13 protein-coding genes are annotated in these 15003 nt (G+C 41.6%); 5 read left to right on the plus strand and 8 right to left on the minus strand.

Annotated features, from left to right (window positions below; all coding sequences use genetic code 11):
- Nucleotides 1–100: 100 nt before the first annotated feature.
- Nucleotides 101–499, minus strand: coding sequence for a hypothetical protein (locus F9Y84_RS16690; protein ID WP_192503295.1), 399 nt, complete (start codon nucleotides 497–499; stop codon nucleotides 101–103).
- Nucleotides 500–692: 193 nt separating this feature from the next.
- On the opposite strand from F9Y84_RS16690, the gene F9Y84_RS16695 reads away from it, so the two are divergent.
- The gene (locus F9Y84_RS16695; protein WP_147390673.1) at nucleotides 693–3437 is read left to right on the plus strand and encodes a PAS domain-containing hybrid sensor histidine kinase/response regulator; all 2745 of its coding nucleotides are present in this window, start codon (nucleotides 693–695) and stop codon (nucleotides 3435–3437) included.
- Entirely contained in the window at nucleotides 3434–3790 is a 357-nt protein-coding gene (locus F9Y84_RS16700) for an Hpt domain-containing protein (RefSeq protein ID WP_125252541.1), read from the plus strand. Before F9Y84_RS16695 ends, F9Y84_RS16700 begins: the two co-directional genes overlap by 4 nt.
- A gap of 534 nt (nucleotides 3791–4324) precedes the next feature.
- On the opposite strand, the gene F9Y84_RS16705 is transcribed toward F9Y84_RS16700, so the two are convergent.
- Nucleotides 4325–4849, minus strand: coding sequence for a DinB family protein (locus F9Y84_RS16705; RefSeq protein WP_147390672.1), 525 nt, complete (start codon nucleotides 4847–4849; stop codon nucleotides 4325–4327).
- A 299-nt stretch (nucleotides 4850–5148) separates the two neighbouring features.
- On the opposite strand from F9Y84_RS16705, the gene F9Y84_RS16710 reads away from it, so the two are divergent.
- Nucleotides 5149–5877, plus strand: coding sequence for a glutathione peroxidase (locus F9Y84_RS16710; RefSeq protein WP_125252539.1), 729 nt, complete (start codon nucleotides 5149–5151; stop codon nucleotides 5875–5877).
- Nucleotides 5878–6016: 139 nt separating this feature from the next.
- Nucleotides 6017–7477, plus strand: coding sequence for a dihydrolipoyl dehydrogenase (locus F9Y84_RS16715; RefSeq protein ID WP_147390671.1), 1461 nt, complete (start codon nucleotides 6017–6019; stop codon nucleotides 7475–7477).
- Between the two features lie 58 nt (nucleotides 7478–7535).
- Here F9Y84_RS16715 and F9Y84_RS16720 read toward each other — a convergent pair whose 3' ends face one another.
- From F9Y84_RS16720 to F9Y84_RS16730, 4 genes are read right to left on the minus strand one after another with little or no spacing between them, the layout of a single operon-like run.
- Nucleotides 7536–9269 (minus strand): EAL domain-containing response regulator, encoded by a 1734-nt coding sequence (locus tag F9Y84_RS16720; protein ID WP_147390670.1) that lies wholly within the window; start codon nucleotides 9267–9269, stop codon nucleotides 7536–7538.
- Between the two features lie 11 nt (nucleotides 9270–9280).
- Entirely contained in the window at nucleotides 9281–9502 is a 222-nt protein-coding gene (locus tag F9Y84_RS22565; protein WP_307724510.1) for a response regulator, read from the minus strand.
- Between the two features lie 11 nt (nucleotides 9503–9513).
- Nucleotides 9514–9699 (minus strand): response regulator, encoded by a 186-nt coding sequence (locus F9Y84_RS22570; RefSeq protein ID WP_307724509.1) that lies wholly within the window; start codon nucleotides 9697–9699, stop codon nucleotides 9514–9516.
- An 11-nt stretch (nucleotides 9700–9710) separates the two neighbouring features.
- Nucleotides 9711–10667, minus strand: coding sequence for a PAS domain-containing sensor histidine kinase (locus tag F9Y84_RS16730; RefSeq protein WP_147390669.1), 957 nt, complete (start codon nucleotides 10665–10667; stop codon nucleotides 9711–9713).
- 226 nt (nucleotides 10668–10893) lie between these two features.
- On the opposite strand from F9Y84_RS16730, the gene F9Y84_RS16735 reads away from it, so the two are divergent.
- On the plus strand, nucleotides 10894–11817 hold the full coding sequence (locus F9Y84_RS16735; protein WP_147390668.1) for a GGDEF domain-containing response regulator: 924 nt from the start codon (nucleotides 10894–10896) through the stop codon (nucleotides 11815–11817).
- 32 nt (nucleotides 11818–11849) lie between these two features.
- On the opposite strand, the gene F9Y84_RS16740 is transcribed toward F9Y84_RS16735, so the two are convergent.
- Both F9Y84_RS16740 and F9Y84_RS16745 read right to left on the minus strand, forming a co-directional pair.
- A complete protein-coding gene (locus tag F9Y84_RS16740) occupies nucleotides 11850–14276 on the minus strand; it encodes an ABC transporter permease (RefSeq protein WP_147390667.1) in 2427 nt (808 codons plus the stop codon).
- Nucleotides 14269–14958: an ABC transporter ATP-binding protein gene (locus F9Y84_RS16745; RefSeq protein WP_147390666.1), complete on the minus strand. Its 690-nt coding sequence runs from the start codon at nucleotides 14956–14958 to the stop codon at nucleotides 14269–14271. Before F9Y84_RS16745 ends, F9Y84_RS16740 begins: the two co-directional genes overlap by 8 nt.
- Nucleotides 14959–15003 lie beyond the last annotated feature (45 nt).

The following is a 15003-nucleotide window of genomic DNA, read 5'->3' on the forward strand; positions in this document are numbered from 1 at the left end:
TTTTGTTAATATCAGAGCGAGTTTCTTCTACAACTGTAAGGTGTTCAATCAGGTTCATTGGTTGCGCCTAGCAATGGGATTGGCGCTATTTGATCATAAATTAGCTAAAAGTGCGATCCCGCCCTGGCTTATCTCCGCTGTGCCACTTATTAACTGCGGCACATCGGTTCCAATTACTCGTTGTAGGTTGGAGCTTTTTAACCCAAAACGCGACGGTAAAATCACCATTGCCAAAGTTTAAACTTTCATTATCAGGTATAATAGCGGTATCATTTACACCATCAAATTTTATTCCAAGATTATTTTTCCCCTGCGTAGTTACAGGGCCATTGTAAAATGTACCGTGATTTTCACCAACAGAGTCGATAACAGCCTGAGCATTGTCTAGCTTCCACAAACTTACAAGTCCATCTGGGTTTTTATCTAATGCGTAAGAAAAGAACGAGAAAAAAGATATAAAAATAATAAGAAGCCTTGGGAAATAACCAGTTAAAAGCATAAATATCCTATATAAAGTTTTTAATTTATTATAATACATTTCAAAATTAATAAATCCAACTAAAAGCTCATTCCTATATATGCAATAAATTCAGGAGATATGAAAAGCACCTATTTCCCCTCTCAACACTATCGTAACATAAGCAACACACCAATAAGCTGCTATATTATTGAGGGGAACTCAGGAGGATAAGATGTTAACAGCATTGAAAAATAGCATGCCTGTGCTGATCGTGACAGCTGACTGGAAGGTGAGCCACTCAACCACTGTAGCTCAGCAGCTACTTCACTCTCCAGATACACTTATCAACCAACACCTAGAAGACCTATTCATATTTCCTTCTTGTACCACCGAGCATCGTTCACTGTCGGAAGGTGCACTCATACAGGTATCACTTCGCGAATCCCCAACAGTACAATTTTTATTGTCTTTTTATGATGTAAAAAGCAATGAAATATTTGTGCATATTGCAGAATTATCAACGTATTACTGCCAGAACCCATTGGAAGATGAGCAAACTCGAATTTTAAGGTACGCTGTAAATAGCGCCAACCTTGGTGCTTGGTGTTACGACTTAGTCAATAAAAGTGCCTATTTTTCACCAAAATTTAAATCCCTAATTGGCTTACCTGTGTCAGCAGCTTTGGATTGGGGATCACTACAAGACATGATCTATGATGAAGACCGGCCACTGTTTACTGAATTTTTATCACACCATATAGAACTCGGCTTGATGTTACACTTTGAATTTAGGATTGAAGTTAAAGGAAAACTGAGGTGGTTTGAGTTAAAAGGCGAGCAAGTAAAGTACTGCGTTCGTACCCATAGCATATATGGTATTTTGGCAGATTGTACACACGAAAAAGACATGTTAAGTGCTTTGCATGATGCAGAAGAAAGTAAAGCCCTGGCAATGCAAGCAGGAAAAATAGGCACATGGCGAGCGACTAGAGTTTCAAAGCAGTGGCTTTGGAGCTGGGATCATCAAGCGAATAAAATCTTCAAACTTCCAGAAGATGCTATAGGTCAATTAAGTCAGTGGGAGCAAAGCTTACACCCTGAAGATAAGCCTCGTGTTATCAAAGCACTTGAACACTCGCTATTAACTGGTGAAGTGTTTGAACAACGTTATCGCGGTTTGCTCAGTGATGGAGATATTATCGTCGCCTATGCTAAAGGTGTAGTAGGGAAAAATGAAGCTGGAGAGCCTGCTCGTATCGACGGTGTGGTTATCGATCAAACTGATGTTTATATCGCGCAAAAAAAATTACAGCACATTAATCAAGAATTGGAACAACGCGTCGCTGAGCGTACCGCAGACTTGCAAGCGGCAATCAGCAAGGCTGAGCAAGCAAACTGCACCAAATCCGACTTTTTATCAATGATGAGCCACGAGCTAAGAACGCCTATGAATGGCATTATCAGCTCGCTAGACTTAATCGGATTGTCAGAGCTTGATGAAGATAACAAAGAGCTGTTAGAAACAGCACAGATCTCTGCTAATAACTTAGTTGCCATTTTAAATGACATTTTAGATCTCGCCAAAGTGGAACAAGGAAAAATGGAGCTCGAAAGCTACCCATTTTCACCTTCGAAAATGATCCACAATATTCTTAAGACATTCGAGGCTCATGCCAAAGAGCATCGCGTACAGCTCCTTATACTTGAAGATCAGAGCCTTCCACTAGAGGTAGTAGGTGATGAAAACCGTACTCGGCAAATTATTTTTAACATTCTTAGTAATGCCATCAAATTTAGCATGCCCGAGCGTGACGAGGGGGCTTTTGTCAAAATATCGGTTCATTGGGAGTCTGAAGGCGTCGCGTTGTCTCACCTTATTTTTGAGGTAGAAGACAACGGTATAGGCATCGCAGCTGAAGTACAAAAAAAACTGTTTACCCCCTTTACACAAGCAGAACGCTCCACCACAAGGAAATATGGCGGAACAGGGTTAGGACTTGCAATTTGTGGCAAACTAATCGATTTAATGGGTGGCAAAGTAGCATTGGAAAGTCAATTAGGTAGTGGCTCTACGTTTACTATTAGTATTCCCGTTTGGCAAGCAAGCCCTGAGCAACCAAAAAATAAGATTTTCGAAACGTTATATTGGTTTTGTGATATTTCGTGGCAAAGCCAAGTAACGCTTAAACAACTTTATCAGGCATGTTTACATTGCTGCCATAAGCTAGTCGCTATTGATGCAATAGAGCAAATGGAAGAGACAAACAATTGCGCATTAGTTCACGTTATCGTTGGTAGAAACAATACCGGCAGTAATATAGATAGTTATCAAGTGCCGACATTACTGTTTGTTGATGGGCGGTCAATGCGGTCTGCTGCTAATTGCCCACCTTTGTCTCAACCGTCCAAACCCGTATCGCCTCAAACATGTTATTCAATAAGGCAATTGTTAGAAAAGCTCGCTGAAAAGACAAAGCAATGTGAAGTAACAAAGCTAGAAAATTTAAGCGATTTCAGCGCCATTGATGAGTTTTTATTGCATCAAGATGCTGCTGTTCAAAGCGGCTGCCCAGCTGTCGACAATAAGACAGCCGTTCATATTTTACTTGCTGAAGATAATCCATTTAACCAAAAGCTCCTAGTCAAGCAGTTAACTAAGCTCGGATTATCGTGCGATATTGCCAACAACGGCAGCGAAGCGCTAGCTATGTTTAAAAAACAAAGATATCAGTTATTGCTTACTGATTGTCACATGCCTGAACTTGATGGTTACGAGCTTGCTAAGTTGATACGTGCATTTGAGTCTGCCAACACGCTCAACCCAACTCCCATCATTGCTGTAACTGGTGCAGCAATGAAGGGTGATAAAAAGTTGTGCCTTGATAGTGGTATGAATGACTATGTCAGCAAACCTGTCAGGTTAACAGAGCTTCAAAGTACATTGGGCAAATGGTTAAAGATGGAATTAAAGTTATGAGTAAAACCCTCAACCCTAATGTGCTGATCGAACTAATCGGCGATGACTTTATTACGGCTAAAAAGTTTTATACTGACTTTTTAATTCAATCAAAATCGAGCTTTGCAAAAATGAGGGCAACGTATCAAGATAACGATTTAAAGCGCTTGAAAGATGAAGCGCACTATCTTAAAACCTCAGCAAAAGCAGTCGGTGCTGAGTTATTAGCAGACTATTTACAGGAGCTAGAATATGCTGCAATGGACGGCAACAGCAGCCTATGCGCCGAAAAGATAAAAGCTATCCACCATGAAATTGGCAGCGAATTTGTCAGGGAATTAAAGGCATACCTCTCCTCTCACCCCCATAGTTAATACCTACTAGGTAACCTGAGGTTTGGGTAAAGAATGTTCCAACTCATTGCTGCTAATGCACAACTTAGTTTTTCCCCTGCCTAGCCATAGAGTTTTAGGGAAAACACCGCTCCCGCATCCTGCTCTCGCTAAGGTACCCACATCCTGTAGGCAAGGCGAATTTATGCACCAATAGCTGGTGGCTATTGGAAGTGAATTCAACGCAGTTAGCGCTAAGGAGTAAACCTGGCGCTAACTACGTTAAAAGCTTCTTCTTTAAAAATACTAAATAGCAAAATTTTTGCCTACCTACATATGCTTAGGTATCTTGGCACTAGCAAAACGCAGAAACGATGTTATCGACAAGATTTTCTCGCCTCAAAATAGATCTCTTAATTAAGGCACATGGTATAACCTGCTCAGCCTCGAGCTGCAATATTATGAGTCCTACTTTATTACCATCAGCCACACTGTTGCTGTGCGGACATTTTATGATGGTTTGAGACTTATAAAAGTTACTAGTGACACCAACTAGCGATTGAAGATGAGCCTAATTCACAGGGGGATCCGTGCCAATAAATCAGTTTCTCCCATATCGATGTCGATTTGATTAAGCAATGTTGTTACCTGTCCTCTATGGTGTGTCTGATGATTAAATAAATGGAGTAGTAACAAGCTTAATTTGCGAGCGAAAGTCTTACCTTTTGTGTTCTGATAGTGAAGCTCTGTTGCTAGGACTTCATCTGTTACCTCTTCAACAAAATTTATAATGATTTCATCCATTGCTACCCTCGCAGCCCTCAAGGTCGCAAACTCATCATATAGTAGGTCGTCTAATTTTGATGGTATTGTCATATCTAGTAATGGATGCAATGTTTTGAATTGATGGCTACTTGTAGAAAATCGTTTGAGCCAAATAACATCTGCAACAAGAATGTGATTTAACGACCCTATGATAGAACTAAAAAAAGCCCCCCGAGGTTGGTGTAATTCAATGTCGCTTAATTCTGCAATTGCCTCAAACATCCTTTCATTCATCCAGCAATTGTAATCTGCCATTAATTCAAAATGTGATTTCATCTACTATTCTAATTCCCTAAAAAAGCCTAACTTGAATTTTTGGACAAGAAGCAAACAACTTCTCTTACCCAGGTATGAAAAGGAGGCTTGCTCTCACTAAAATAGCGCCTACACTTGCAACAAGGCGGGCATCAACTATCCAAAATTCAGATTAACAATGTTCATGAAGTAGATCAAAGTTAACGGTGTTCAAAGTCCCAACCAATCTATTTTACTGTACGATTCAATCAAAACAATCAATTATACAAATAGATAAACTCTCGGCATACTAGCCACATCAACTTAAGAAGGAAAGCAAAATGTTAAAGAATATTGAAGGTCAACACGTACCACAGGTTACATTTCCAATCAGAGAAAATGATCAGTGGAAGCACATCACCAGCGATGAAATCTTTAAAGGTAAAACCGTCGTTGTGTTTTCATTACCAGGTGCATTTACACCAACATGTTCATCGACTCATCTGCCTCGCTATAACGAACTTGCGAGTGTATTTAAGCAAAACGGCGTTGACGAAATTGTATGTTTATCTGTGAATGATACCTTTGTAATGAATGCGTGGGCCCAGTATCAAGAAGCGCAAAATATAACACTACTCCCTGATGGTAATGGCGAATTCACTGACGGCATGGGGATGTTAGTCGATAAAAATGATTTAGGCTTTGGTAAACGAAGCTGGCGCTATTCAATGCTAGTTAAAGATGGTGTGATTGACAAAATGTTTATTGAGCCAGAGAAGCCGGGAGACCCATTTGAAGTGTCAGACGCAGACACCATGTTAGAGTATATTAACCCAAGTCAAATAAAGCCTGAACCCGTGACTATTATAAGCAAAATTGGCTGTCCGTTCTGTGAAAAAGCCAAGGCATTACTAACGGAAAAAGGGCTAGCATACGAAGAGTTAGTACTAGGTCAACAAGCATCACTAACCAGCCTTAAAGCGCTGTCTGGACGTGAAACTGTACCACAGGTATTTATTGGCGGTAAGCATATTGGTGGCTCAGACGACTTAGCCGAATATTTTGCGTAAATAACTTCAATAACCTTATTACACAGTGACTTGGTATATACAGATATCAAGTCATACTGCCCCCCCCAACACGAGCAAATAAGACAGTGAATCATATATTGTCAAGGGGGTTTACACTTTCAAATTTTGGGTTCAACAAATGAAAAAGATAAACACTGACGTAGTCGTGATTGGTGCGGGAACTGCTGGTCTTAGCGCCTATAGAAATGCTAAGAGATATACATCAGAAGTATTAATGATCGAATCAGGTGTATATGGAACTACTTGTGCTCGCGTTGGGTGTATGCCCAGTAAGCTACTAATCGCAGCGGCAGAAGCTGCACATCAAATTGAAACTGCGCCAAAGTTCGGTGTAAAAGTACCACTTGCCACAATTGATGGCAAAGCAGTAATGGCAAGAGTAAAAAGCGAGCGTGACCGCTTTGTAGGCTTTGTTGTGGATGCCGTTGATGAATTACCTGAGCACGATAAACTCCAAGGTAAAGCCAAATTCATAGACAATCACACGGTACAATTAGATGAGCATACGCAGATCACAGCCAAACGTTTCGTCATCGCCACAGGCTCTAGACCAAGTTACCCTGAGGCGTTTAATAACTTTGGAACACGCTTAGTCATTAATGACAACGTATTTGACTGGGACGACCTGCCGCACTCTGTCGCTGTATTTGGACCTGGAGTAATTGGCTTAGAACTTGGCCAAGCGCTGCACCGCCTAGGTGTGAAAGTCAAAGTATTTGGCGTTGGCAAAGGCCTTGGCCCTTTGACGGATCCCATTGTAAAAGATTATGCGACTACTGTATTTAGCAACGAATTTTATCTCGATACCGATGCCAACGTCTCACAGATGAAGCAAGTGGGCGATAAAGCCGAACTCACCTATATAGATAAGCAGGGTTACCCACAAACAGAGCAGTTTGATTATGTGCTAGCTGCCACGGGGAGAATTCCTAATGTTGATAATTTGGGGCTAGAAAATACAAGCCTTGAACTTGATAGTAGAGGCGTTCCTATAGCTGACCCACACACTATGCAATGCCTTGATGGCTCAGGTAACGCGCACATTTTCATTGCTGGCGATGCCAGTGATCAAATCCCATTGTTACATGAAGCTGCGGATCAGGGCACCATTGCAGGTGAAAATGCCGGTCGCTTTCCGGATGTTAGAGTCGGACTACGCCGAGCCAAACTTGCAGCAGTCTTTAGCGATCCGCAAATAGCGATGGTAGGGGCAAGTTACAAGGAGCTAGAAAAACAATACGGTGATTGTGGCTGTTTCGCCATCGGCGAGGTGAGCTTTGAAAATCAAGGCCGCAGTAGAGTCATGTTAAAAAATAAAGGACATATGCGCGTTTATGCTGAGCAAGGGACTGGGCTATTCTTAGGTGCGGAATTTGTTGGCCCTGCGGCTGAGCATATCGCTCATTTACTGGCTTGGGCGCTGCAAAATAAGATGACAATACCCCAAATGCTTGAGATGCCGTTTTATCATCCAGTGATAGAAGAAGGCTTAAGAACTGCGCTTCGTAATCTCAATGCCAATCTAAAGTTTGGGCCCGACATTATCGCTCATTGTTTAGAGTGCGGACCAGGTGCCTAAGCATTTCTTGATTTAATAGCTGATCGGCGGGTAAACCACTACTTCACTGGTTTACCCGTTAACGTCTTGCATCTACTTCTCTGGCGAGATCTTTGTTTATTGCTCTTATAGTATTGATAACTGAGGACTCAGACACAGGACTTGAGAAATAATAGCTTTGAACTTTATCAACATTAGCCTCTTTACAAGCATAATACTGCTGATATCTTTCAACACCTTCCACCACAATACTTAACTGCAAGCTTTTCAACATATTTATTAAGCCAAAGAAAACTCTTTCCCCCATTTCATCTGCTTCTATTCTATCGGTAAGGGATTTGTCTACCTTTACAATATCAATTGGATAATTTAGCAGGTGAGAGATAGACGAATAACCGGTACCAAAATCGTCTAAAGCAAGTTTACAACCAATATCCTTAATGCGATTTAAGCTAGTCATTACTCGCTCACTATCATTAAGCAGCGCGGTTTCGATCAGCTCGAATGTGAATAACCCCCCTTCCATGTTTGCACGCTCAAGACAGTCATTGATAAAAGCAGGTAAGGATATATCCACCAGCTGCAACGGTGAAAGGTTAATGGCTAAACGGATCGGATAGCCGAATTTCGAGTTAATTTGTTTTAATGTGTAGATCGCATGCTCAATAATCCATTTTCCTAAAGGCTCTATTAACCATGACTCTTCCGCTACCAAAATAAATTCCTGCGGACTGCTAGTGAATTTAGCAGTAGGCCACCTGATCAGCGCCTCAAGTGATACTACCTTCCCTTGGCGAATATCTACGATAGGTTGAAATGCAAGCTCGAGCTCTTGTTTGTCGATTGCTCCTCTTAGGTCTTGCTCAACGTTATATTTCATTTGAAATTCAGTCTGCATGTTATCTTCAAATATACATGCCGCACTGCTCTTAGCTGATTTCGATCTAAAAAGTGCAATATCAGCGAAGCGGATAAGGTCATCTGCTCGCTTACCGTTTAGAGGATAAAGCGCTAGCCCCATTCGTACTTGGCAGCGAATATCCTTAGACATAATAGAATAGGTACGACTTAATAGCTTTATTAACTTTTCTGCCTCAATTTTTATTTGTAATGGGTTGTCGCAAGATACCAGCAAACAAGCAAACTCATCCCCCCCAAAACGGCTTACTATATCTTCGGGTTTGGTATGCCGATTAAAGCTTGCACCAAGCTCAACCAGCAATTGATCGGCTGCCTCATGACCAAACCGGTCATTGATTTTTTTAAAATCAACAATATCTACAATCAAAACCCCAGCACAGCTATATCGACTTTTGCCTGCTTGCATCAGCCGTTGACAAGTTTCTTCAAAGTAATAACGATTATACAAGCCGGTGAGCGCATCCAGCTCAGCCATTTCTTTTACTTGTAAGTAACTATTGTGGAGCTGGCTTTCAAGTTCAAAGCGCTTTCTCGCTTGAATAATTGAGCGACTCAATATTGAGGCTGTGACTTCTTCTTTTAATAAAAAATCCTGAACCCCTAAATCAAGGCACTTTAATACTAGCTCATCAGATTGCGCATTACTGATCATAACGATAGTTAGATCTCGAATATGGTTAATCCGTTTCAGCTCTATCAATAGGTCTAAGCCATTCTTTGCTGGCATATTGTAATCAAGAAGCAACAAATCAAACGAAAGCTGCTCAAGAGCAATTATCCCCTCTTCAACACTCTCCACTTCGGTAAGTTGATGCTCGATACCTCCCTTTATTAAAGAGCGGCGGATCATTTTCCTATCAACAATATCGTCATCGACCAGCAATATATTCATATATGCACCATTTACTTCGCCGGAAACTGCACTATCCGCCAATATCCATCCAACATATCCACTAAACTCGACATCGAGTCACTAGCCTGCTCTTTAAAAAAATAACCGGCAACATTATTTGCATAGCTGTGGTGAATGTCATCCTCGTCTTTTGACGTAGTAAGCACAAATACCACCGTTTCTTGTAACTGACTATCTGCTCTTAACTTCTCTAAAAATTCAAGCCCGCCCATCCGTGGCATCTTTAAATCAAGAAGAATAATAAACGGTAATCAACTTGGCCACCTCGCAGTAATTCGAGTGCTTCAACGCCGTCAATTGCTCTAACCATAGGATTCATGATTTTGCACTTTGCGAAGCTTCTTTTTACTGTCATATAATCAACGTCGTCATCTTCAACAACTAACACTGTAATATCGTTATTTTGCATCTCTTATTCGCCTAAATAGGATTCACTCTGGTGTCTACTTTTGGCCACTTAATTACAAATTCGGCGCCTACATCTGTATCCAATATCTCAATGCTACCACCATAATAATCTAGTACTTTTTTAATAATCGCGAGCCCCATACCACTGCCTTCTTGTTGATCTCGGGGTTTGAGTGTTTGAAACATTTCGAATACTTTTTCTCGATACTCTTTGGGGATCCCGGGGCCATCATCAGTAAAATGCAACTGGTATAATTCTGGCGTCTCTTTGATGTCTATGATCAAATTACCTCTCTCACAATGGTGATGTTTCAGTGCGTTACTGATCAGGTTTCGCGTGACAACCTCAAGGGCTGTTTTTGGTAAAGTGACCATTAGTGACGCACATTGCAGTGTTAGCGTTGATTCGATATCAATTGAGTCATAAATTTCTTGTGAAAACTCACTAAATTCAAAAGTTTCGCATTCACTATGCTTGCGATTAACCCGTGAATATATCAACAAGTCATGCAACAGCTTATTCATTCTAGAGACGCGCTGCTGGATCAACGCAAAGTTTTCTTTTGCCCCTTCTGGTAATTCATCTTCATCAATCCAAGTTACTAGTTTTGAAATCGCATTGAGTGGTGCTTTTAAGTCATGTGAAGCTATATATGCAAATTCATCTAATGCGTCATTTGAGCGTCTGAGCTGCACAACCAAATGCTCTCGCTCGGTAACGTCACTCGAGAGCCCCAATATAAACGCTTCCACCTCCTCAGGGTGATACGACTCTAAAGTGGTGTAGCCGATAATTTTCTCACGGGCAGACTCTGGGTACATTGAACGAAAAGCGTCATTTGCTTTCACAATCCTGAACTTGTCATCTTTAATGAAGGCATAGTCAGGAATATTGTCAAAGATTAGATCAGAGAGCGAGTCATCACCAACAAACCGCTCTGCTTTGGCGAGGGGGACTGAATTTGTCATCGTTATTCCTTTAAATCACGTATACTTTTGCATAGTAAAAATCGCCGTTTATTCAAGCAAAAACCGCTCTTTTGTTATAAAAGTGTTTTAATTCATGAATAAAGCGTATACTTCCATTAAGGTACAACCTTGGTATGACGTTGACATCGCAGCAAAGCAGGTTTAACGCTATATTAAACCTTGAGCCATCATGATTGGCAGCCTCGCGTAGGAGTAGAGCAACACAATGTTTGAAGAAGTGACTGAGCTTAATGATTGCACCGTGGTCATTATTGAAGACTCCCCGCTGACACAAAAAGTATTAACAGCTTGCCTTGATGATATGTGCACAGTGGTTGCATTTGAAGGCGCTGAAAAAGCCATTGACTATATTAAACTCGCTCTGCCGGACTTAATCCTAATGGGTTGGATGCTCGATGGGCTCACTGGCATTGACGCCTGCAAAGAATTGCAAAAGGATCCGATCACAGCGCAAATTCCGGTTGTATTTGTTACTTCAAATATAAAAGAAAATCAGCAAGAAATGTGCTGGGATGTGGGGGCGGTCGATTTTATCAGTAAACCTATTGTTGCTCGAACACTGGTAAACCGCGTAAAAACCCATTTAAAGTACAAAAAACAGGCTGATCAGCTAAGAGAATATTCTTATGTTGATGGGTTAACAAAAGCATTTAACCGTCGGCTTTTTGAGTCAGATCTTGAAAAACATTATCGCGGTGCAAAGCGAGCCGAGCATGCTTTGAGTGTTATTATGCTTGATGTTGACTACTTCAAACTGTACAACGACGAATATGGACATCTTATGGGAGATGACGTATTAAAGCATGTGGTTAAGTCTGTCAAAAGCCATATCCGTCGCCCAATGGATGCCGTGTACCGCTACGGTGGCGAAGAGTTTGTGATTTTACTCCCAAGCACCCCGTACGACTCGGCAATTAAGATCACCGAGCGTATTATCAAGCATTTTTTCGATGCCAAAATCGAGCACAAGCATTCCCCTTTTAACTATGCGTCCATCAGCGCTGGAGTTGCAACTTACAATGCACAAAGCCATCACGAGTCAGCCGCCTCGCTGGTACAACAAGCTGATGATGCACTGTATGAAGCAAAACATGGCGGAAAAAACAAAGTCTGCGGCGCAAACAGATAAAAGGCCTCATTTAATGTGAGGCCTTAACGTTTTTATTCATATCGCAATGAATTGATAGGCCTTGCCTGCGCAGCTACCATAGTTAAAGAACCTACTGTCACCCAAGCTATTACAAAGGCTATCACGGCAGCGGCCAAAAATGGGACAAAAGATAGCTCAATGCGATAAACAAAATTATTCAACCACTCTCTCATCACAATGTATGCCAACGGCCAAGCAATCAGGTTTGCAATCAAGACTTGTTTTGAAAACTCTTTGTTGATCAATAAGACAATGTCCATCACCGAGGCACCCAACACTTTACGCACGCCAATCTCTTTTGTCCGACGTTTCGTTGTAAAAGAAGCAAGGCCAAAAAGTCCAAGGCACGCAATGAAAATGGCAAGGAGAGAAAACAAGTTAAACACAGTGATTTCTTTATCCTCTTGTTGATACATCTGTTCAAACTCAGTTTGAAGATATGTCAACTCCATCTGTTGCTCGGGTATCAGCTTACGCCAAGTCGCCTCTATAAAATCGCGAATAAGCGACGCATCTCCTTGGAATTTAATTGCCATAGCATTCCCCTCTCCTTCCCTTAACAAGTGATAGGTTGGACTTATTTCTGTTCTGAGCGACGAGAAGTAATAGTTCTGTGTGACGCCAATGATGGTCGCTGTTGCACTCGAGTGTCGAGTTAATCTCACTTCAAACGTTTTACCGATAGCCTCATCAGAGCTGAACCCAAGACTCTGTGCTGCTTTTTCATTTATCACAACAGAAAAGTGAGGGTGTGGATTGGTCTCACTAGGCAGAGTAAATATATCCGCAGGAAAATCACGGCTAAACCCACGGCCAGTTAGTAGTTTGATGTTGTAGCTGCTAAAGTAATCTTCATCGACTGCTAAAGTAGGCATAGTTTGCGATAATTGAGTCTTAGGGTTAACCATTCCAAAGGCATCAACTATGCTTTGTGTTGGTACAGCAGAGCTTGCCGTTACACTGTTAATATTTGGATGTGAGAGCAGTTCTGTCTTCAGTGCACTGCGTTGCTGGCTTGCAATATCGGTATAGAGACGATTCAGTACAAAAGTGTTGTCTTTGTCATAGCCCAACTCTATCGCTCGGGCGTATTTTAATTGTTGGTTTGACACTACAGTGGCAATAATAAGCACGATGGCAACACTGAATTGGAACACCACCAGCCCTTTGCGTAACAGTGCCCCTGACCTACCTTGTGTGATTTCTCCTTTGAGTACCTTGGCGGGTTTAAAGCCGCTCAGATAAAAAGCAGGATACGAACCTGAAATGAGCCCAACGACAAAGCCTAGTAGCAATAGAATAGCTAAAATAACGGGCTGTGAATAAAAATCAAAACTAAGTGGTTTACCAATAAAGCTTGCGAACATAGGTAAACAAGCCTCAACCAGTGCCACGGCTATGATCAAGGCAATATAACTTAACATCATCGCTTCAACGATGAACTGTACAACCAAATGCTGCTGCTTCGCACCCAAGGTTTTACGCACCCCAACTTCTTTTGCTCGCTTAGTAGCAGTCGCGGTAGATAAATTCATAAAGTTAACACAAGCAATAAAAAGAATAAGTGCCGATATCACACTAAATGAATATACCGTATTAATGTCACCGTTTTCTTTCATCTCGCCATACATTTGAGAGTGAAGATAAATATCGCTGACAGGCATTAATGTAAAGTCTAACGTGTCACTCGCACCATGGCCGTAGCGGTTCTCTAAATAACTTGGGATTTTTGCCTCTACGTCGTGCCCCGACACGCCATCAGCAAGCCTAACATAAGTGAAATAGTTAAAACTTGGGTCACGCTGCCAACTGGTATCACCATAATAAGTTGTTGCCGTTTCCATACTGATTAGTGCAAACACATTCAAATGAGTGCGCTGTGGTAAATCTTTGATAACCGCAGTGACTTTCAAAGGTAACTTTCCATCACCTAGTAACGCTTCGCCAACAACAGAGGTGCGGCCAAAATAAAGCTCTGCGGCAGCTTCTGTTAGCACGATGGAATTAGGATTATTGAGCGCAGTTTGGCCATTACCATGTAGTACTTGCAAAGAAAAAAAGTCTATAAAGTTCGCATCAGCAAGCAGTACACCTTCATGAATAAAGCTCTCCCTACCTTCACCAAGTGCTACCGTCACCTGTCTAAATCGAGTGGCATCGACGACTTCTTCAAAATGTGTTTTGTAGTTTGGGGCATTAAACACTTGCCCCTGAGCATAATAGATTTCAGGCGCACTAGGAGGCATCCACTTTACTGACGAACGATACACTTGCTCGTGGTTCTGGATAAACTTGTCGTAGCCAAGCTCAGATTCAACAAAAATTGCCATACTAATACAAATAGCAAGACCAATCGCCAAACCCAAAATATTAATAGCCGAATAAAGCTTTTGTTGTAGCAAGCTACGATACGCAATCAAGAGATAGTTTTTAAGCATAACGTACCTCCTGCATTTGGCTGGAAACGATATGCCCATCCAAAACGTGAATCGTTCTGTGTGCATAATTTGCATGGTGCTCAGAGTGCGTTACCATCACAATTGTCACGCCTTCTTGATTGAGTTGAGCCAGCAACCCCATCACCTCTTCACCATTTTTGGAGTCTAGGTTACCAGTTGGTTCATCCGCTAAAATCATTTTTGGCTTGGCGACAATGGCTCGTCCAACTGCAACTCGCTGCTGCTGACCACCGGAAAGCTGTTGTGGGTAGTGATCTTTACGGTGAGCAATATTCACTTTCTCTAATACCGCAGTGACACGCTGCTGACGCTCCTTTTTTGCAACTCCCTGATATACCAAAGGTAGCTCAACATTTTCGTATACTGTTAGTTCATCAATCAAGTTAAAGCTTTGGAAAATAAAACCAATATTGTCTTTGCGAATATCCGCCAATTGTCCCTCTGTTGAGTGGCTGATGTCACTACCATCAAAAATATACTCACCACCATCAAGCTGATCTAGCATGCCGATAATATTCAGTAGGGTAGATTTACCTGAGCCTGATTGCCCCATAATGGCCACAAACTCACCGCGCTCAATTACCAGCGAGACGTCCTCTAGCGCGTAAGTTTCAACCAATTCTGTACGAAAAACTTTATTTATTTTTGTTAGCTGTATCATATTCTTGTGCCTTCTAAATCTTGTTAACTTGGGGTTTGGCTTACA

This window comes from Pseudoalteromonas peptidolytica (assembly GCF_012641745.1).
Lineage (GTDB): Bacteria > Pseudomonadota > Gammaproteobacteria > Enterobacterales > Alteromonadaceae > Pseudoalteromonas > Pseudoalteromonas peptidolytica.

Bases quoted from the DNA above. Each gene is read 5' to 3' on its own strand.
- F9Y84_RS16705 (WP_147390672.1), bottom strand. From the start codon at position 4,849: ATGAAATCACATTTTGAATTAATGGCAGATTACAATTGCTGGATGAAT.
- F9Y84_RS16740 (WP_147390667.1), bottom strand. From the start codon at position 14,276: ATGCTTAAAAACTATCTCTTGATTGCGTATCGTAGCTTGCTACAACAA.
- F9Y84_RS16735 (WP_147390668.1), top strand. From the start codon at position 10,894: ATGTTTGAAGAAGTGACTGAGCTTAATGATTGCACCGTGGTCATTATT.
- F9Y84_RS16730 (WP_147390669.1), bottom strand. From the start codon at position 10,667: ATGACAAATTCAGTCCCCCTCGCCAAAGCAGAGCGGTTTGTTGGTGAT.
- F9Y84_RS22570 (WP_307724509.1), bottom strand. From the start codon at position 9,699: ATGCAAAATAACGATATTACAGTGTTAGTTGTTGAAGATGACGACGTT.
- F9Y84_RS16745 (WP_147390666.1), bottom strand. From the start codon at position 14,958: ATGATACAGCTAACAAAAATAAATAAAGTTTTTCGTACAGAATTGGTT.
- F9Y84_RS16695 (WP_147390673.1), top strand. From the start codon at position 693: ATGTTAACAGCATTGAAAAATAGCATGCCTGTGCTGATCGTGACAGCT.
- F9Y84_RS16715 (WP_147390671.1), top strand. From the start codon at position 6,017: ATGAAAAAGATAAACACTGACGTAGTCGTGATTGGTGCGGGAACTGCT.
- F9Y84_RS16710 (WP_125252539.1), top strand. From the start codon at position 5,149: ATGTTAAAGAATATTGAAGGTCAACACGTACCACAGGTTACATTTCCA.
- F9Y84_RS16690 (WP_192503295.1), bottom strand. From the start codon at position 499: ATGCTTTTAACTGGTTATTTCCCAAGGCTTCTTATTATTTTTATATCT.
- F9Y84_RS16720 (WP_147390670.1), bottom strand. From the start codon at position 9,269: ATGAATATATTGCTGGTCGATGACGATATTGTTGATAGGAAAATGATC.
- F9Y84_RS16700 (WP_125252541.1), top strand. From the start codon at position 3,434: ATGAGTAAAACCCTCAACCCTAATGTGCTGATCGAACTAATCGGCGAT.
- F9Y84_RS22565 (WP_307724510.1), bottom strand. From the start codon at position 9,502: ATGGGCGGGCTTGAATTTTTAGAGAAGTTAAGAGCAGATAGTCAGTTA.